Origin of the sequence: Bradyrhizobium sp. 604_D8_N2_3 (genome assembly GCF_051810765.1) — a bacterium.
GTDB classification, from domain to species: Bacteria; Pseudomonadota; Alphaproteobacteria; order Rhizobiales; family Xanthobacteraceae; genus Bradyrhizobium; species Bradyrhizobium barranii.
Genome location: NZ_JBPWPM010000001.1, coordinates 71,916 through 89,533 on the forward strand (window position 1 = coordinate 71,916; position 17,618 = coordinate 89,533).

The following is a 17,618-nucleotide window of genomic DNA, read 5'->3' on the forward strand; positions in this document are numbered from 1 at the left end:
GGGATCAGGCCGCGAGGTCGTACCGGTCGAGGTTCATCACCTTGGTCCAGGCCTTGGCGAAGTCCTGCACGAACTGCTGCTTGGCGTCCGACGAGGCATAGACCTCGGCGAAGGCGCGGAGCTGCGAGTGCGCACCGAAGATCAGGTCGGCGCGCGTGCCGGTCCACTTCACCGCGTTGGTCTTGCGGTCGCGGGCCTCGTAGGTGCCGTCAGCCGCCGGCGTCCACTGCGCGCTCATGTCGAGCAGGTTGATGAAGAAGTCGTTGCTCAGCGTTCCGACCTTCGAGGTCAAGACGCCGTGCTTCGAACCGCCCGCATTGGCGCCGAGCACACGCAGACCGCCGACGAGCGCGGTCAGCTCGGGACCGGACAGCTTCAGCAGCTGCGCGCGATCGACAAGAGCTTCCTCCTGCTGCAGGAACTGATGCTTCTTGCCGACGTAGTTGCGGAAGCCATCGGCCCGCGGCTCCAGCGGGGCGAAGGATTCCGCGTCGGTCTGCTCCTGCGAAGCATCCATGCGGCCCGGCGTGAAGCCAAGCTTCACGTCAACGCCGGCATCCTTCGCGGCCTTCTCGACCGCGGCAGAACCGCCGAGGACGATGAGGTCGGCGAGCGAGACCTTCTTCGCACCTGCCGATGCGTTGAAGTCCTTCTGGATCGCTTCGAGCTTGCCGAGAACCTTGGAGAGTTGAGCCGGCTGGTTCACCTCCCAATCCTTCTGCGGGGCCAGACGGATGCGCGCGCCGTTGGCGCCGCCGCGCTTGTCGGAGCCGCGGAACGTCGAAGCCGACGCCCAGGCGGTCGAGACCAGCTCGGAGACCGAGAGGCCCGAAGCCAGTATCTTGGTCTTCAGCGCAGCGATGTCCTGGTCGCCGACCAGCTCGTGGTTCACCTTCGGAATCGGATCCTGCCAGATCAGCGTTTCCTTCGGCACCAGCGGGCCGAGATAGCGCTGGATCGGACCCATATCGCGGTGGGTGAGCTTGAACCAGGCGCGGGCAAAGGCGTCCGCGAACTGATCCGGGTTTTCGAAGAAGCGACGCGAGATCTTCTCGTAGGCCGGATCGAGACGCAGCGAGAGGTCGGTCGTCAGCATCGTCGGCCGGTGCTTCTTCGACTTGTCGAAGGCATCAGGAATGATCGCGTCGGCACCCTTAGCCGTCCACTGATTCGCACCGCCCGGGCTCTTCGTCAGCTCCCATTCGTACTTGAGCAGGTTCTCGAAGAAGTTGTTGCTCCACTTCGTCGGCGTCGTCGTCCATGTCACCTCGATACCGCTGGTGATGGAATCGCCCGCCAGGCCGGAAGCGTACTTGCTCTTCCAGCCGAGGCCCTGATCCTCGAGCGCGCCCGCTTCCGGCTCCGGACCGACCAGCGACGGATCGCCCGCGCCGTGGGTCTTGCCGAAGGTGTGGCCGCCGGCGATCAGCGCGACGGTTTCCTCGTCGTTCATCGCCATGCGGGCGAACGTCTCGCGGATGTCCTTGGCCGCGGCGACCGGGTCAGGCTTGCCGTTCGGGCCTTCCGGATTGACGTAGATCAGGCCCATCTGCACCGCGCCGAGCGGCTCGGCGAGCTGGCGTTCGCCGCTGTAGCGCTCGTCGCCCAGCCACGTGCCTTCAGGACCCCAATAGAGCTCTTCCGGCTCCCACACGTCGGCGCGGCCGCCGGCGAAGCCGAAGGTCTTGAAGCCCATCGATTCCAGCGCGACGTTGCCGGCGAGCACCATCAGATCGGCCCAGGAGATCTTGCGGCCGTATTTCTGCTTGATCGGCCAGAGCAGACGGCGCGCCTTGTCGAGATTGGCGTTGTCAGGCCAGCTGTTCAGCGGTGCGAAACGCTGCTGACCGGCACCGGCGCCACCGCGGCCGTCCGTGGTGCGATAGGTGCCCGCGCTGTGCCAGGCCATGCGGATCATGAGGCCGCCATAGTGGCCGAAATCGGCAGGCCACCATTCCTGCGAGTCCGTCATCAGAGCCGTCAGGTCCTTGATGACGGCATTCAGGTCGAGCGACTTGAACTCCTTGGCATAGTCGAACTCCTTGCCCATCGGGTCGGACAGGGTCGAATTCTTGTGCAGCATCTCGATGCTGAGCTGGGTCGGCCACCAGTCGCGGTTCACGCGCGTGGGTTTTCCGCCCGAAAACGGGCACTTCGAAGTGTCATCCATGAATACCTCCTCTGGTGGCGTCGAACTCGCGCCTTTGACCAGGTAGAATTACTCTAGGCTTCGCATTCGATCAGGGGAAGTTGACTTTAATGATCGCTGCGATAGGATTTTCTGATGGCCAACGTGACGATGCGCCAGCTCAGATATTTCGACGCGCTGGCGCGTCACGGCCATTTCGGCCGCGCGGCGGAGGCAAGCTCGATCTCCCAGCCGGCCCTGTCGATGCAGATCAAGGAACTGGAGGAGGCGCTTGGCGGCCTGCTGCTGGAGCGCAGCGCCCGGCAGGTGGCGCTGACCCGGTTCGGCGAGGAGCTCGCACCGCGCGTCCGCGACATCCTGCGCTCGGTCGATGAGCTTGGCGATTTCGCGCGCGCCTCGCAGGACCGGTTTGCGGGCCGGCTGCGGATCGGCATGATCCCGACGATCGCGCCCTATCTGCTGCCGAAGATCACCAAGAATCTCACGCGCATGCATCCGGAGCTCGACATCCGCGTGCGCGAGACGATGACGCCGCGGCTGATCCAGGAACTGGTCGAAGGCCGGCTCGACACGGCCATCGTCGCACTGCCGGTGTCCGAGCCTTCGCTCACCGAAGTCGCGCTGTTCGACGAAAAATTCCTGCTGGTGCGGCCGGGCTCCGACGAAGGCACACCGGTGCCATCGCGCGAGATGATGCGCGAGATGCGGCTGCTGCTGCTTGAAGAAGGGCACTGCTTCCGCGATCAGGCGCTGTCGTTCTGCAACATGCAATCGGCGCCGCCGCGCGAGATGCTGGATGCGAATTCGCTGTCGACGCTGGTCCAGATGGTCAGCGCCGGAATCGGCGTCACCTTGATCCCGGAAATGGCGGTGTCGGTGGAGACGCGATCGGCCTCGGTCTCGCTGTCGCGCTTCCGCGATCCCGAGCCCTCGCGCACCATCGGCATGGTCTGGCGCAAGACCAGCCCGCTGGCGCGGCAGCTGCTGCAGATCTCCGAGGTGGTGTGCCTGTCGGCCGGCAAGGCGCGCCCGCGGCAAGCCACGCGCGGCCAACGTGGGTAGGCGGGAATTTTCCTGAATAGCCGGGATCATTCAAGCGAGCCCCGGCGCAAGGCGGCAGATCGAACTGAGAGCACCAATGTCTGATCCCGTCATCCGTCCCGCGCGCACCGACGAATATGACGAGATCGGCCGCGTCTGGATGGAAAGCTGGGCCTCGACCGGCCTCGCCGAGGCGAGCGAGTTCCTGCTGGCAAATCTGCGCGCACGCATCAGGCGCGAGATCGAGAACGGCTGGAGCCTGTTCGTCGCCGACGACAACGGCACGATCGCCGCCATGCTGGCGCTGCATCTGCCAAAACTCTATCTCGACATGCTTTTCGTCGGGCCCGCCTACCAGGGGCAATCGCTCGGACGGCAATTGCTCGCCTTCACCCGCACGGAAATGCCCGACGAGATGCACCTGCGCTGCGTGCGCGAGAACGAAAAAGCCTGGCGCTGGTACGAACGCGAAGGCTTTGTGTTCGAGAAGGAAGAGATCGAGCCGTCGAATGGGTTCGTGATGAAGTATTATCGGTGGAAGCGGCAGCGGCCCACCGAATAGACGGCGACCTCCGGGTGCAGCTTGCGGTTGTCGCGATCCCACCCTAGTGTGGCGCGTCCGATGACCTCCCGCCTCTGATCCTTGGAATCCATGTTTCGACTTGCTGCCCCGGTGCTCATCCTGCTGTCCTTCCTGACTTCGGCAGCAGCGCAAACCCCTCCCGCAACCACCGCTCCCGCCGCTCAGACCGCACCATCGGCAAAGCCGACAGCCAAGAAAGCGACGGCGAAGGCGACGCCGAAGCCTGCGGAGTCGGCGACTGCCGGTCCTTGCGGCGCCGGCGTGATTGCGGGGACCGGGGACATCTTCGTCGTCCAGAAGATCGGTTTGACCGTGTTCGGCAACGACTATGCCGAAGTCCCGGTATCCTGGGGCCTTGACGATCTTGTCTTTGCGCGGGTGCGGGCCGCAGCAGGCAACACGCCGGTGCGACGGATCACTTATGCCAAGGGTGCACTCGATTCCTGCTACCACCCCAAATCCGGCCTGTTTCGCAATCAGCGCGAGGAGCTGTCGAACCTGATCCGGCAGGTCGCGCCACTGCTGGTTGCGAACGCTATCTCGTCGTCATGCGCAGCGAAGGACAGCTTGACGGGACCAATCAGTCGCTCAGCGGCGTCGGCATCTTCAGCCGGGGTGTCGGTCTCATCTCATATGCATATGTCTTCTCCTAATCGGCGTGACGTGGGTCGACGGCCGCACCTTCGAAATCATGAAAGGCCCCGCCGTAACGTTCGAAGGTGTCATGAAGCATATGGCTGACAACTTCGTTTCGAACGAGCTTTTGCAGAAGGTGGACAAGTCCATGTTTCCGGAGACGGCCGCGGACTCCGCCAACAACACCGCCCTGCGCGACACCACCCGCGACTTTCTGACCAAACGGCTGGACAAGATCTTGCCGCCGTATTTCGCGCAATAAGGCGCGTTGGCGTACGACGATGAATCTGCTTGCCGGCGCATTGGTATCATACGCGCTGCTGTCGCCGACAGGCGGGCAGGTGCAACCGGCGCCAAAGCCGGAAGTGGTCAAGCCCGCGATCAGGAAACCGGCAGGCGTCAAGCCAAGCGGACCGGTTGAAAGCGGCCCGTGCCAAATCGGCGTGATACCGGTCGGCGGTGACCTATTCGTGGTCGAGAAGTTTGGGCCTTTCACGTTCATGGACAAACGTGCGCGGGTCTCGATTGCGGCGTGGGCACTCGACGACCTCGTCGTCTCGCGCGTTCGCGCCGCTGCGGCCGGCAGTTCCGTGAAGAGAATCCCCTACACCGTCGAAGAGCTCAAGTCCGGTGGTCGCGAAAAGCAGCATCCGTTTTTTTACAGCGCAGCGACCGACATCGGAAACTTCGTTCGCTTCCTCGCGCCCAAACTGCGGTGTGAGCGCTACATCGTCGTCCACCGGAATCACGGAACGCATCGGGAATCCGGCATCGGTATCTCACAATACCCTTACGGTGGGCCAGTCCATCTCTTCGCGATGATGTACATCCGGGTCTATGACGGTACCACCTTCGCGTTGATCAAGGAGGCACCCGCCTTGATGACCGAGGACACGTATGTAGAGCGCTTGCTGCACAATCCGCTCGGCGGTCCGTCAAGCGAGCTGGATCGCGCGATGTTTCCGGAGAAGCCGGCGGACGCAGTCAACAACCCGGTGCTGCGCGACGGGGTACGCACGATGCTGACGAAGAGTCTCGACAAGACGCTGCCGGCCCTGCTGCAACGTCCGTCGCCGTCACGTTGACCAAGATATCGCTCGCAGAACGGCGCATCCATCTAGGCATAGTGCGTTGCGCATCGGGCGCAAACACGCAATGAATCTGCCCTCGCCCGCCGTTACGCCAATGGAAAGTTCTCGCCATGATCAAGCTCTATTGGTCACCCCGCTCGCGCTCGTTCACGACGCTCTGGCTGATGGAAGAGAGCGGCCTGCCCTATGAGCGCGTGCTGACCGACATCTCGACCGGCGCGCAGAAGGCGCCGGATTTCCTCAAGGTCAATCCGATGGGCAAGGTGCCGGCGCTCGCCGACGGCGATGCCGCGCTCGGCGAGGCCGCCGCGATCTGCGCCTACATCGCCGACCGCTACCCCGAAGCGAAGCTCGCGCCCGCGGTAACCGATCCGCGTCGTGCGCGCTATTTGCAATGGCTGTTCTTTTCGCCTGGCTGCATCGAGCCTGCCATCATCCAGATCTTCACCAAGATCGAGATCCCGACCTCGACGGCGGCCTGGGGCAGCGCCACGCAGGTGTTCGACGTGCTGGAAGCTGCGCTCGCGAAGGGACCGTGGATCCTCGGCGAGGAATTTTCCGCCGCCGACATCACGGTCGGCTCCGGCCTGAATTTTGCGGTGCGCCTGTTCAAGATGGTGCCGTCCCGCCCGGCGTTCGATGCCTATCTCGCGCGCTGCATGGCGCGGCCGGCGTTCCAGCGTGCAGAGCAGATCGCCGCGGGATAAACCAACTCTCGTAGGGTGGGCAAAGCGGAGCGTGCCCACCACGTCTTTCTGCGGTCATGGAGAGATGGTGGGCACGGCGCTCTGCGCCTTTGCCCACCCTACGAAATCACTCTGACGCCTTCAGATCGTCCGGCCTTGGCATCAGGACGATGTTGTAGCCGGAATCGACATAGTGGATCTCGCCGGTCACGCCGCCGGAGAGATCCGACAACAGATACAGCGCCGAGCCGCCGAGCTCGTCGAGCGTGACGCCGCGGCGGAGCGGCGAATGTTTTTGCATGAAGCCGAACATCGCACGCGCCTCGCCGATGCCCGAGCCGGCGAGCGTACGGATGGGGCCTGCGGAGATGGCGTTGACGCGGATGCCGCGCGGTCCGAAATCGGAGGCGAGGTAGCGCACGGAGGCCTCCAGCGCCGCCTTGGCGACGCCCATCACGTTGTAGTTCGGCATCGCGCGCTCCGAGGCGCCGAAGGTCAGCGTGATCATGCTGCCGCCCTCCGTCATCAGCTCGGCGGCACGCTTTGCCACCTCCGTGAACGAGAAGCAGGAGATCACCATGGTGCGCGAAAAGTTCTCGCGGCTGGTGTCGGCGTAGCGGCCCTTCAGCTCGTTCTTGTCGGCAAAGCCGATGGCGTGGATGACGAAATCGAGCTTGCCCCATTTCTCGCGCAGCACGGCGAAGGTCGCATCAACGCTGGCAATGTCCTCGACGTCGCAAGGCAGCACCAATTCCACGCCGAGCTGCTCCGCCAACGGCTTGACGCGCTTGCCCAGTGCCTCGCCCTGGAAGGTGAAGGCAAGCTCGGCACCGTGGGCATGCAGCGCCTTCGCCATGCCCCAGGCGATCGAATGATCATTGGCGATGCCCATGATCAGACCGCGCTTGCCTTTCATCAGTCCTTCCATTGCCCAGCGGCTCCCATCATTCCGACGTCATCGCCCGCGCAGGCGGGCGATCCAGTATTCCAGAGACAGCAGTTATAGGCCGAGATGCCGCGGCGTACTGGATGCCCCGCTTTCGCGGAGCATGACAGAGTGCTGGGCTCACACATCCAGCCGGCTGAACACCAGCGTGGCGTTGGTGCCGCCGAAGCCGAAGGAGTTCGACAGCACGGTGCCGATCTTGACGTTGTCGATGCGCTTGCGCACGATCGGCATGTCGGCGAACACGGGATCGAGCTCCTGGATGTGAGCGCTCTCGCAGATGAAGCCGTTGTTCATCATGAGCAGCGAGTAGATCGCCTCCTGCACACCGGTCGCACCGAGCGAATGGCCGGTCAGCGCCTTGGTCGCCGAGATCGGCGGGCACTTCTCGCCGGCACCGAACACCCTGCGGAGCGCGTCGATCTCCGGCGGATCGCCTGCTGGCGTCGAGGTCGCGTGCGGATTGATGTAGTCGACCTTGGTCTTCACCGTCGACATCGCCATGCGCATGCAGCGCTCGGCGCCTTCACCGGAGGGCGCGACCATATCGTAACCGTCCGACGTCGCGCCGTAGCCGACGATCTCGCCGTAAATGCGCGCGCCGCGCGCCTTGGCATGTTCGAGCTCTTCCAGCACCAGCACGCCGGCGCCGCCGGCAATCACGAAGCCGTCGCGGTTGACGTCATAGGGACGCGAGGCGGTGGCGGGCGTATCGTTGTACTTCGACGACATCGCGCCCATGGCGTCGAACAGCACCGAGAGGGACCAGTCCAGCTCCTCGCAGCCGCCGGCGAAAATGATGTCCTGCTTGCCGATCTGGATCGTCTCATAGGCGTTGCCGACGCAATGGTTCGACGTCGCGCAGGCCGAGGAGATCGAATAGTTCACGCCCTTGATCTTGAACCACGTCGCGAGCGTCGCGGAGGCCGTGGACGACATCGCCTTCGGCACGGCAAACGGTCCGACGCGCTTCGGCCCCTTGGTGCGGGTGATGTCGGCGGATTCGACGATAGTGCGGGCCGACGGGCCGCCGGAACCCATGATGATGCCGGTGCGGATGTTGGAGATTTCTTCGGGCGACAGACCGGAGTCCTGGATCGCCTGCTCCATCGCGATGTGATTCCACCCCGCGCCCTGGCCGAGGAAGCGCATCGCACGCCGGTCGACAACCGTCGCGGGATCGATCGTCGGCGCACCTTGCACCTGCGAACGGAAGCCGAGTTCGGCATATTTTTCAGCCCGCGTAATGCCTGACTTCGCCTCGTGAAGGCTCGCAAGCACTTCCTGGGTGTTGTTTCCGATGGACGAGACGATACCCATCCCGGTGACCACAACCCGCCTCATGACAGCCTCGCCTAAATCATTGTCTTTCTTGGTGATGCGCTCAGCCCAGGCTCACGCCCTGCTTGAACAGGCCGACCTTCAGATCCTTCGCGCGATAGATAATCTGGTCATCGACCGAAAGCCATCCGTCGGCGATGCCGAGCACCAGCTTTGAACGCATCACGCGCTTGATATCGATGTTGTACACAACCTTACGGGCCTCGGGCAGCACCTGGCCGCTGAACTTCAGCTCGTTCAGGCCAAGCGCGCGGCCACGCCCTTCACCGCCGCTCCAGCCCAAATAAAAGCCGACCATCTGCCACAGCGCATCGAGGCCGAGGCAGCCGGGCATGACCGGGTCGTTCTTGAAGTGGCAGCCGAAGAACCAGAGGTCGGGCTTCACGTCGAGCTCGGCCCGCACCATTCCCTTGCCGAACTCGCCGCCATTGTCGTTGATTTCCGCGATGCGGTCGAACATGAGCATCGGCGGCAGCGGCAGCTGGGCATTACCCGGGCCGAACATTTCGCCGCGGCCACATGCCAGCAGATCTTCGTATTCGTAGCCGTTGCGCCTGTTCAGCATGCGGAAGCCTCTGTTCAAATCCCGATTGAGCGGCGTTTCTGGCGAAAATGGGCCCCGTTTCGTTCGGAAAGCCGCGCCAATTCCCGTCATCAGGCGCGACTGCCACGAGCCAGGATGGACTGCGGGCCGGGCCTCAATGCCCGGCTGCGCCATAATCGGCCAAGCGGAACCGCGGGCTCTCTAACACAGGCATTTCGGGTGGCAAAGCGATCTCATGAAGGTAAAGTGACCACCTGCTCGCCCGGTTCCATTTCTCATTAGAACCTCTCTAGTTGCGAGAAACTTGCATCTGCATCTATCTGTCCATATATTGCATATAGATGCAGTGTCCACGCGTGCCCGAAATCTGGAAATGAGCGAGAATCCCGCGCCCCATCACGACGACGACGTCCATTCCGCCGCCCTCCTGTCCGGCCGCCAGCCGGCCTTGACCGGCTGCCCGTGGCACGACGTCAACGAAATGCTCCAGTCCGCGGGGCTTCGTCCGACGCGCCAGCGCATGGCGCTCGGCTGGCTCCTGTTCGGCAAGGGTGCTCGCCACCTCACGGCTGAAATGCTCTATGAGGAGGCGACGCTGGCCAAGGTGCCGGTGTCGCTCGCGACCGTCTACAACACGCTGAACCAGCTGACCGATGCCGGCCTGCTGCGCCAGGTCAGCGTCGACGGCACCAAGACCTATTTCGACACCAACGTCACCACCCACCACCATTATTACCTCGAGAACAGCCACGAGCTGGTCGATATCGAGGATCCGCATCTGGCACTGTCCAAGATGCCGGAGGTGCCCGAGGGTTACGAGATCGCGCGCATCGACATGGTCGTGCGCCTGCGCAAGAAGCGCTGAATATCCAACATTGTTGAGTTGATCGTCATGGCCGGGCTTGTCCCGGCCATTGCTATTTGCACGGTCATTCCTGAATGGTCCGAAGGACCAGGCCCGGAATCTCGAGATCCCGGGTTCGATGCTTGCGCATCGCCCCGGGATGACGCCTACGGCGTCAGTTGACCTGCTCGTCCGAATAGACGCCCCAGAGGCGCTCCTGCTGGATCCAGCCGTCAAAGCCGTTGCCGGTGACGCGACACCAGTTTGCAGTGCACTTCTTGACCTGCGTGACGACGCCGGCCTGGAGCTTGGCCGCAACCGCGCTGTCAGGATCGGCCCGGTCGTAGATCGGCGCGAGCTCGTCCTTGTGTTTCATGGTGACGACCGCGGTGCGGCGGCCCGACAGCAGCGAATGATAGACCCAGCCCTCGGCGCCTTCGGAATCGCGCACCCGGCGCCAGTTCTCGAACTCGGCGGTGATTTCGACCGGCAGGCCGGCGCGGGTGTAGACCCAGGCGACGTCATTGTCCTTGGTCGGGCCGGCGCGGACGTTCACGTGGTCCGATTTGAGGCTGACATAACGCGGCACCGGCAGGCCGCTCGCGGTCTGGGGGGTGCTGTCCTTCGCCGAATGGGAGGGGCTGACCGAGGCGCTCAACCAGGTGCAAACGAGCGCCATCACCGAACAAAAACGCCCCAACGCCATCAACCCGTCTCCTGTCGAGGGCCCCGCCGCGCCGGGCCCTCACCCTAAATTCCGAACCTGCCGCGCAAGCCCCTCGCCAGTGTTCCCGAAGCCTTAACCCGTGGTTCTTGTCTTGGCCCGGCCTTCTGCTAGAGAGGACGGACACTTGAACAACCAGTTTGCCCCGATTTTCCAGCCGGAAATGTCGGGAGAGCTTGAAGGAAGCGCCGGGGACGACACGGCAAAGGCAGTGTCGAACAACCGGGTTAATGAGGCCTCAACGGCCGGCCTTTGGTAACAGAGGCGGCTTGCGGCGCCTCATGAGGGCATGACATGTCGGTGAAGAAAAAGCCCCTCGTGGTGGTGACGCGCAAGCTGCCGGACTCGATCGAGACCCGGATGCGCGAGCTGTTCGACGCGCGGATCAATCTCGAGGACACACCGATGTCGGCCGAGCAGATCGCCGAGGCCGCGCGCACCGCCGACGTGCTGGTTCCGACCGTCACCGACCACATCACCGCCGACATCGTCAACCAGCCCGACTGCAAGCTCCGCCTGATCGCCAATTTCGGCAACGGCGTCGACAACATCGACGTCGAGGCCGCGCATGCCCGCGGCATCACCGTCACCAACACACCAAAAGTTCTGACCGAAGACACCGCCGACATGACCATGGCGCTGATCCTGGCGGTGCCGCGCCGGATGATCGAAGGCGCCTCGATCCTGACCGAAGGAAAGCCCTGGCCCGGCTGGTCGCCGACCTGGATGCTCGGCCACCGCATCGGCGGCAAGCGTCTCGGCATCATCGGCATGGGCCGCATCGGCCAGGCGGTCGCGCGCCGTGCCCGCGCCTTCGGCCTCCAGATCCACTATCACAACCGTCGCCCCGTGGCCCCGAAGATCGCCGAAGAGTTAGGGGCTACCTATTGGGAAAGCCTCGACCAGATGCTGGCGCGGATGGACATCATCTCGGTGAACTGTCCGCACACGCCGGCGACCTATCATCTGCTGTCGGCGCGGCGGCTGAAGCTGATCCGCAAGGACGCCTACATCGTCAACACCGCGCGCGGCGAGGTGACCGACGAGGACACGCTGATCAAGCTGATCGAGGGCGGCGAGATCGGCGGCGCGGGCCTCGACGTCTACGAGCACGAGCCCGCGGTCAATCCAAAGCTGGTGCGGCTCGCCAAGGCCGGCAAGGTGACGCTGCTGCCGCATATGGGCTCGGCCACGATCGAGGGCCGCGTCGAGATGGGCGAGAAGGTGATCATCAACATCCGCACCTTCCTCGACGCGCACAAGCCGCCGGACCGCGTACTGCCGAGCATGCTCTGAGGTTTATTTGCCGCGCGTTTCGCGCTTGCGCCAATCCGCGACGAAATCGATGAACGCGCGTAGCGCGGGCGGCGTCTGGCGCCGGCTCGGATAGTACAGGAACGGGCCCGGAAACGGCTCGCACCAATCTTCCATCAAGCTGACCAGCGCGCCGGACCTCACCGCGTCATGGACGTAGCCATCGAGCGTCGCCCAGATACCGGCGCCGTCGAGCGCAGCGCGCATGGCAAGGCCCATGTTGGTCGAGATCAGCTTTGCGGGCGGATCGACCTTCACGATCTGGCCAGCCTTCTCGAACTCCAGATCATGCATGACGCCGCTCGAGTAGCGGGCGCGGATGCAGTCATGGTCGAGCAGATCCTTCGGATGCTTCGGCGTGCCGCGGCGCGCGATGTACGCAGGCGATGCGACGACGACATAGGTCTGCGGACCGCTCAGCGGGATCGCCACCATGTCCTGCGCGAGGTGCTCGCCATAACGCACGCCGGCATCGTAGCCCGCGCTGACGATGTCGACGAAGCCGCTTTCGGAAACGATGTCGAGATCGACCTGCGGGTAGGTCGCGAGAAACGGCCCGACCATCGGCGCCAGCACGAGGTCCACCGCCGGCGGCGGCGCGTTGATGCGCAGGCGGCCCGAGGCCACCTCGCGCAAGCCGCGGACCTGATCCAGGGCATCGCCGACATCGCGCAGCGCCGGAGCGATGCGGGACAACAGCAGCTCGCCCGCCTCGGTCAGCGCGACGCTGCGGGTGGTGCGGTTCATCAGGCGGACGCCAAGGCGCTCCTCCAGATCCCGCAGCCGCTGGCTAAGGCTCGACACCGACACGCGAATTTCGACCGCCGCACGCCGGAAATTGCGGGTGCGGGCAACCGCCACGAAGACGTCGAGATCACGCAGATCGGGCTCGGTCATTGTTCGCTATGATGAACAAGCTATTCTGGATTGTCCAGCTTATCGGCCTAATCGGTCAGGCGCATATCTGGCCTCGTCACGCGGCGCGATCAGCCTGCCGCCTTTTGAGGAGAGCCATCATGGAACAGCGCAAACTCGGTTCAACCGGTCCGACCGTCTCCGCCCTTGGTCTCGGCTGCATGGGCATGTCGGAGGTCTATGGCCCCGCCGACCGCGGCGAAAGCATCGCCACGGTCCATGCGGCGCTCGATGCCGGCATCACGCTGCTCGACACCGGCGATTTCTACGCCATGGGCCACAATGAAATGCTGGTGCGCGAGGCCCTGAAGGATGTGTCGCGCGAAAAAGTGCAGATCAGCGTGAAGTTCGGCGCGCTGCGCGGTCCCGCCGGCGAATTCTCCGGCATGGACACAAGGCCGGCCGCGACCAAAAACTTCCTCGCCTATTCGCTCCAACGCCTCGGCACCGACTACATCGACGTCTACCGTCCCGCGCGTCTCGATCCCAACGTCCCGATCGAAGAGACCATCGGCGGCCTCGCCGATCTCGTGAAGGCCGGCTACATCAGGCATATCGGCCTGTCCGAGGTCGGCTCCGACACCATCCGCCGCGCGCACGCCATGCATCCGATTGCCGATCTCCAGATCGAATATTCGTTGATTGAGCGCGGCATCGAACGCGGCATCCTCAAGACCTGCCGCGAACTCGGCATCGGCATCACCGCTTACGGCGTGCTGGCGCGCGGCCTGATCAGCGGCCATTGGTCGAAGGACTCCGGCAAGACCGGCAGGGATTACCGGCTGATGACGCCGCGCTTCCAGGGCGCAAATCTCGACGCCAATCTCGCGCTGGTGGAATCCCTGCGGGCGATCGCCGCAGAGATCGGCGCAACGCCGGCGCAGGTCGCAATCGCCTGGGTGGCGGCTCAAGGCAAGGAGATCGTGCCGCTGGTCGGCGCACGCACGCGCAACCGTCTCACCGAAGCGCTCGGCGCGGCGAAGGTAACGCTGACGCCGGCTCATCTCGCGGCGCTTGCAAAAGCATTTCCGCCCGACGTCGCTTCCGGCACGCGCTACGCGGCCGAGCAGATGGCGCATCTCGACAGCGAGAAGCCGGCCACGCGGTAGCGGCGGCGATCAGGTGCGATGGGCGCTGAGATCGGTGATCACAGGCCCATCGCCGTTGAGCGGATTGGCCGGATCGCGCGCGTAGCGCAGCGTCTCGAAGCGCATCGCGCGCGCGTCGATCATCAGGAGGCGGCCGACGAGGCCGTCGCCGAAGCCGACGATCTCGCGGATCGCCTCCAGCGCCATCATCGAGCCCATCACGCCAGCAAGCGCGCCCATGACGCCGGCCTCGGCGCAGGCAGGCACCGTGCCGGGCGGCGGCGCTTCCGGAAACAGGCAGCGATAGGTCGGATTGAACACGCCCTGCTCGTTCTTCTCATGCGCGCGGATGGTGGTGAGCGAGCCGTCGAAGGTACCGAGCGCCGCCGTGATCAGCGGCCGCTTCGCGAAGAAGCAGGCGTCCGAGACCAGATAACGCGTCGAGAAATTGTCGGAGCCGTCGAGCACGAGATCGTAGTCTCCGATCATGCTCAGCGCATTGTCGGCATTGAGCCAGGTGGCGTGGCCGACGAAGCGGACATGCGGATTGAGCGCGGAGATCCGCTCGGCCGCGCTCTCGACCTTGTGCCGGCCGATATCGGGCGTCGTATGGATCACCTGGCGCTGGAGGTTTGACAGCGAGACCACGTCGTCATCGACCACGCCGAGCGTGCCGACGCCGGCGGCCGCCAGATACATCAGCGCGGGCGCGCCGAGCCCGCCGGCGCCGATCACCAGCACGGAGGCCCGCTTCAGCGCGGCCTGACCCGGCCCGCCGACATCGCGCAGCACGATATGGCGGGCATAGCGTTCCAGTTCGTCCGGGCTCAGCATCGTCGTCCTTCGTTCTCTCAAACCCTCATGGTGAGGAGGCGCAAAGCGCCGTCTCGAACCATGAAGGCCTCGATCTCGCCTGCAGCCATCCTTCGAGACGCGGCCTTCGACCGCTCCTCAGGATGAGGACCTGGGTGTGTGGCTCAGCTCTTTGCCTGAACCACCCCAACATTGTTCGCGACCAACGAGATGTGCTTCAATGGTAGCACGTTCAATGGGCTGGCTGGATTTGTCATGAGATCGATGCTTGCGGCAACACTGATGTTCGCGGCTGCCACAGGCGCTAGCGCCCAGATGACGACGCCAGAGATCCCCGGCACCAAGCCGAAGCCGGTCCAGACCGTGCCGATCCGGCCTCCCGCACTGCAGACGCCGTCGGCGACGGCCGATGCGATGGCGCAGGCGGAACGGCTGTCGCTCCAGTCCGACCTCGCCTGGGTCGGCCAATATAACGGCGCCATCACCGGCGACGTCAGCGCGCGCATGGTCGAGGCGATCAAGGAATATCAGAAGGCCAAGGGTGGCAAGCCGACCGGCGTGCTCAATCCGCAGGAGCGCGCTGCGCTCGCCGAGACCGCGCGGCGCGAGCAGGAGAGCGTCGGCTGGAAAATCGTGATGGAGCCGACCAGCGGCGCCCGGCTCGGCATCCCCGGCAAATTGGTGCCGCAGCAGGCGACCGACGCCAACGGCTCGAAATGGACTTCGCCGACCGGCACGGTGCAGGTGCTGCTGAGCCGCCGCAAGGAAGCGAACCCGACCACGGCGAAACTCGCCGAGCTGGAGAAGGAGCCGTCGGGGCGCAAGGTCGACTACACCGTGGTGAAGCCCGACTTCTTCGTGCTGTCGGGATTGCAGGGCCTCAAGAAATTCTACGTGCGAGGCACCTTTAAGGGCGACGAAGTCCGCACCATGACGATCCTCTACGACCAGGCGACCGAGAACACCGTCGAGCCGGTCGTGATCGCGATGTCGAGCGCGTTCAATGCGTTTCCGACGGGCCCGCAGGCCGGGCCGCCGCCGCGCAAGACCGTCGAATACGGCACCGGCGTCGTCGTCAGCGACGATGGTGCGATTGTCACCGACCGCCTCGTCACCGATAGCTGTCTCGCGATCACGATTGCCGGCTATGGCAGCGCCGACCGTCTCGCCGAGGACAAGGAGCACGATCTCGCGCTCCTGCACATCTACGGCGCGCGCGGCCTGAAGCCGCTCAGCCTCACCGGTGGCACAGCGAAGACGAGCGTCGATGTCATCGGCATTGCCGATCCGCAGAGCCAGGGCGGAGCTGCGGGCGTATCGAGCCTCAAGGGCGCGCTGGCGCCGGTCACAGCAAGCGATTCCGCGCTGTCGCCTCCACCGGCGGTCGGCTTCTCGGGCAGCCCGGCCATCGACGGCGACGGCAAGTTCGCCGGCGTCGCGCTGTTGAAGCCGGCGATGGTCGCGGGGCCCGCGACATCGGTGCCGGCGTCGCAGGCGGTGATGGTGTCTGCAGAAGCGGTGCGTAATTTCCTGAAGGCGAACGATGTCACGGCGAACGGCACGTCGACGGATGCGAAGGCGGCCGTCGTCCGCGTGATCTGCGTGCGGAAGTAGGCGAGAGAGAATAACACTTCTCTCGTGTCCCGGACGCGGTGCGGAACGCAATGCCCTCTCCGTTGAGCCACGCAGCTCCTACACGGTCTCACGTGCTCTTTGGCGAAGGTCCCAGATTTTCGAGGGGCGCGGTCAGCCTGCATGTAAGCCCGGCTGCGCCATACGAAACGTCAACGGAACCGCTGAAATCGTCCTTCAGCACCCGGGAAATCAGCCTGGAGCCAAAGCCTGTGCCGACGGGTTTCGATACGGACGGACCGCCAATCTCCTGCCAGACAAAGACAAATTTTGACTCGCCATCCTGAGCCTCGGTTGACCATGTAATCGATACGCAGCCTCCCGCTACGGTCAGAGCGCCGTACTTCGAAGCGTTGGTCGCGAGCTCGTGGAGCGCCAATGACAGAGCCAGCGCTTGTCGAGATTTCACGACGAGTGGAGGACCCGAGACGATGAAGCGGCCTTCGCCTGTCCGATAAGGTGCAAGAGCAGTGCCGATCACATCGTGGAGTGGCGCGGCCGCCCAATTTGATGCGGTCAGCAGATCCTGCGCTCGTCCAAACGCGCCGAGCCGTGCCTGGTACTTTTCGAGATCGGCTTTGCTCGTCGGGTCACGAAATGTCTGGGCAGCTACCGCGCTCAACACTGCGAGCGTGTTCTTGACGCGGTGCTTCAGCTCCTCATTGATGAGGTTCAGCGCTTCCCTTGCCATATGCTCGGACGTGACATCCCTGCAGACGACAAGCACGCCGCCCACCTTGCCTTCAAGATCAATTGGACCAAAGCTGTACGTCCACCAAACGTCCTCGCGGCGCCCGTGACGAGTCACCGGTACCAGCTGGTCCTCATTCCAGGTCGCCCCCTTGCCCGACATGACGTACTCGATCTGGGGACCAATGATGTCCCAGATCTCGGCCCAACACTCACGGCCGCGCGCGCCCAAAGCGCTTGGGTGCCTTTCCGGCCCCATCGTCTCCCGGTATGCATCGTTGTAGAACTGGATGAGTTCTGGTCCCCACCAAATGAACATCGGGTGCCGCGAGGTGAGAACGAGCCGCACTGTAACTCGAAGACTTTGGGGCCAAGTGTCCGGAGAGCCCACGGATGTGCTCGACCAGTCAAACGCTCGCGTCAAAGCGCCCATCTCGCCGCCGCCGGCCAGGAAGTCGCCGCTTATATCGCCGCCCATACGCACAGCCTTACTCAGACGCTGATCGACGAGCCTGCCGCCAGTGTTCCGCACCCTACATTGCCGAACTTGTGCCGTCATCTGCGCGGATCGGGCCGCATAG

General features: G+C 64.2%; 18 protein-coding genes. 10 read left to right on the plus strand and 8 right to left on the minus strand.

All coding sequences use genetic code 11. From position 1 onward, the window contains the following. Nucleotides 1–4: 4 nt before the first annotated feature. Complete coding sequence (gene katG / locus AB7245_RS00310) at nt 5–2,170, minus strand: catalase/peroxidase HPI (RefSeq protein ID WP_439033814.1); 2,166 nt, start codon at nt 2,168–2,170, stop codon at nt 5–7. 114 nt (nt 2,171–2,284) lie between these two features. Between katG and AB7245_RS00315 the strand changes: the two genes are divergently transcribed. From AB7245_RS00315 to AB7245_RS00340, 6 genes are all read left to right on the plus strand, one after another. After that, nucleotides 2,285–3,211 (plus strand): hydrogen peroxide-inducible genes activator, encoded by a 927-nt coding sequence (locus AB7245_RS00315; RefSeq protein WP_028150571.1) that lies wholly within the window; start codon nt 2,285–2,287, stop codon nt 3,209–3,211. 76 nt (nt 3,212–3,287) lie between these two features. Further along, nucleotides 3,288–3,752 carry a GNAT family N-acetyltransferase gene (locus AB7245_RS00320; RefSeq protein ID WP_063980144.1) on the plus strand — a complete coding sequence of 155 codons (465 nt, stop codon included), beginning with the start codon at nt 3,288–3,290 and terminating at the stop codon, nt 3,750–3,752. Nucleotides 3,753–3,842: 90 nt separating this feature from the next. Next, nucleotides 3,843–4,514, plus strand: coding sequence for a hypothetical protein (locus tag AB7245_RS00325; RefSeq protein WP_439033815.1), 672 nt, complete (start codon nt 3,843–3,845; stop codon nt 4,512–4,514). Continuing rightward, nucleotides 4,498–4,671, plus strand: a complete 174-nt coding sequence (locus tag AB7245_RS00330) for a hypothetical protein (RefSeq protein WP_439033816.1) — start codon at nt 4,498–4,500, stop codon at nt 4,669–4,671. Before AB7245_RS00325 ends, AB7245_RS00330 begins: the two co-directional genes overlap by 17 nt. Before the next feature lie 19 nt (nt 4,672–4,690). Next, nucleotides 4,691–5,494, plus strand: a complete 804-nt coding sequence (locus tag AB7245_RS00335; RefSeq protein WP_063980145.1) for a hypothetical protein — start codon at nt 4,691–4,693, stop codon at nt 5,492–5,494. Between the two features lie 116 nt (nt 5,495–5,610). Next, complete coding sequence (locus AB7245_RS00340; RefSeq protein WP_063980146.1) at nt 5,611–6,207, plus strand: glutathione S-transferase family protein; 597 nt, start codon at nt 5,611–5,613, stop codon at nt 6,205–6,207. 106 nt (nt 6,208–6,313) lie between these two features. On the opposite strand, the gene fabI is transcribed toward AB7245_RS00340, so the two are convergent. The 3 genes from fabI to fabA form a co-directional block, all read right to left on the minus strand. Continuing rightward, nucleotides 6,314–7,114, minus strand: coding sequence for an enoyl-ACP reductase FabI (gene fabI / locus AB7245_RS00345; protein ID WP_231143732.1), 801 nt, complete (start codon nt 7,112–7,114; stop codon nt 6,314–6,316). Between the two features lie 138 nt (nt 7,115–7,252). Next, on the minus strand, nt 7,253–8,476 hold the full coding sequence (gene fabB, locus AB7245_RS00350) for a beta-ketoacyl-ACP synthase I (RefSeq protein WP_063980148.1): 1,224 nt from the start codon (nt 8,474–8,476) through the stop codon (nt 7,253–7,255). Between the two features lie 40 nt (nt 8,477–8,516). Further along, the gene (fabA, locus tag AB7245_RS00355; RefSeq protein ID WP_063980149.1) at nt 8,517–9,038 is read right to left on the minus strand and encodes a bifunctional 3-hydroxydecanoyl-ACP dehydratase/trans-2-decenoyl-ACP isomerase; all 522 of its coding nucleotides are present in this window, start codon (nt 9,036–9,038) and stop codon (nt 8,517–8,519) included. Nucleotides 9,039–9,390: 352 nt separating this feature from the next. Between fabA and irrA the strand changes: the two genes are divergently transcribed. Further along, entirely contained in the window at nt 9,391–9,882 is a 492-nt protein-coding gene (irrA, locus tag AB7245_RS00360; RefSeq protein WP_063980150.1) for an iron response transcriptional regulator IrrA, read from the plus strand. Between the two features lie 154 nt (nt 9,883–10,036). On the opposite strand, the gene AB7245_RS00365 is transcribed toward irrA, so the two are convergent. Beyond that, complete coding sequence (locus tag AB7245_RS00365) at nt 10,037–10,567, minus strand: SH3 domain-containing protein (RefSeq protein ID WP_039155120.1); 531 nt, start codon at nt 10,565–10,567, stop codon at nt 10,037–10,039. A 312-nt stretch (nt 10,568–10,879) separates the two neighbouring features. Here AB7245_RS00365 and AB7245_RS00370 point away from each other — a divergent pair, with 312 nt between their 5' ends. Continuing rightward, the gene (locus AB7245_RS00370; protein ID WP_028149823.1) at nt 10,880–11,881 is read left to right on the plus strand and encodes a 2-hydroxyacid dehydrogenase; all 1,002 of its coding nucleotides are present in this window, start codon (nt 10,880–10,882) and stop codon (nt 11,879–11,881) included. A gap of 3 nt (nt 11,882–11,884) precedes the next feature. Here AB7245_RS00370 and AB7245_RS00375 read toward each other — a convergent pair whose 3' ends face one another. Then, nucleotides 11,885–12,796 carry a LysR family transcriptional regulator gene (locus AB7245_RS00375; protein ID WP_063980151.1) on the minus strand — a complete coding sequence of 304 codons (912 nt, stop codon included), beginning with the start codon at nt 12,794–12,796 and terminating at the stop codon, nt 11,885–11,887. Nucleotides 12,797–12,915: 119 nt separating this feature from the next. Here AB7245_RS00375 and AB7245_RS00380 point away from each other — a divergent pair, with 119 nt between their 5' ends. After that, nucleotides 12,916–13,923 carry an aldo/keto reductase gene (locus tag AB7245_RS00380; protein ID WP_063980152.1) on the plus strand — a complete coding sequence of 336 codons (1,008 nt, stop codon included), beginning with the start codon at nt 12,916–12,918 and terminating at the stop codon, nt 13,921–13,923. Nucleotides 13,924–13,932: 9 nt separating this feature from the next. Here the strand turns inward: AB7245_RS00380 and AB7245_RS00385 are convergent, their stop codons facing one another. Beyond that, nucleotides 13,933–14,736, minus strand: a complete 804-nt coding sequence (locus AB7245_RS00385; RefSeq protein ID WP_039155124.1) for a HesA/MoeB/ThiF family protein — start codon at nt 14,734–14,736, stop codon at nt 13,933–13,935. 234 nt (nt 14,737–14,970) lie between these two features. Here AB7245_RS00385 and AB7245_RS00390 point away from each other — a divergent pair, with 234 nt between their 5' ends. Then, nucleotides 14,971–16,329 (plus strand): serine protease, encoded by a 1,359-nt coding sequence (locus tag AB7245_RS00390; protein ID WP_439033817.1) that lies wholly within the window; start codon nt 14,971–14,973, stop codon nt 16,327–16,329. 88 nt (nt 16,330–16,417) lie between these two features. Here the strand turns inward: AB7245_RS00390 and AB7245_RS00395 are convergent, their stop codons facing one another. After that, on the minus strand, nt 16,418–17,515 hold the full coding sequence (locus AB7245_RS00395; protein ID WP_063980153.1) for a sensor histidine kinase: 1,098 nt from the start codon (nt 17,513–17,515) through the stop codon (nt 16,418–16,420). Nucleotides 17,516–17,618: the final 103 nt, after the last annotated feature.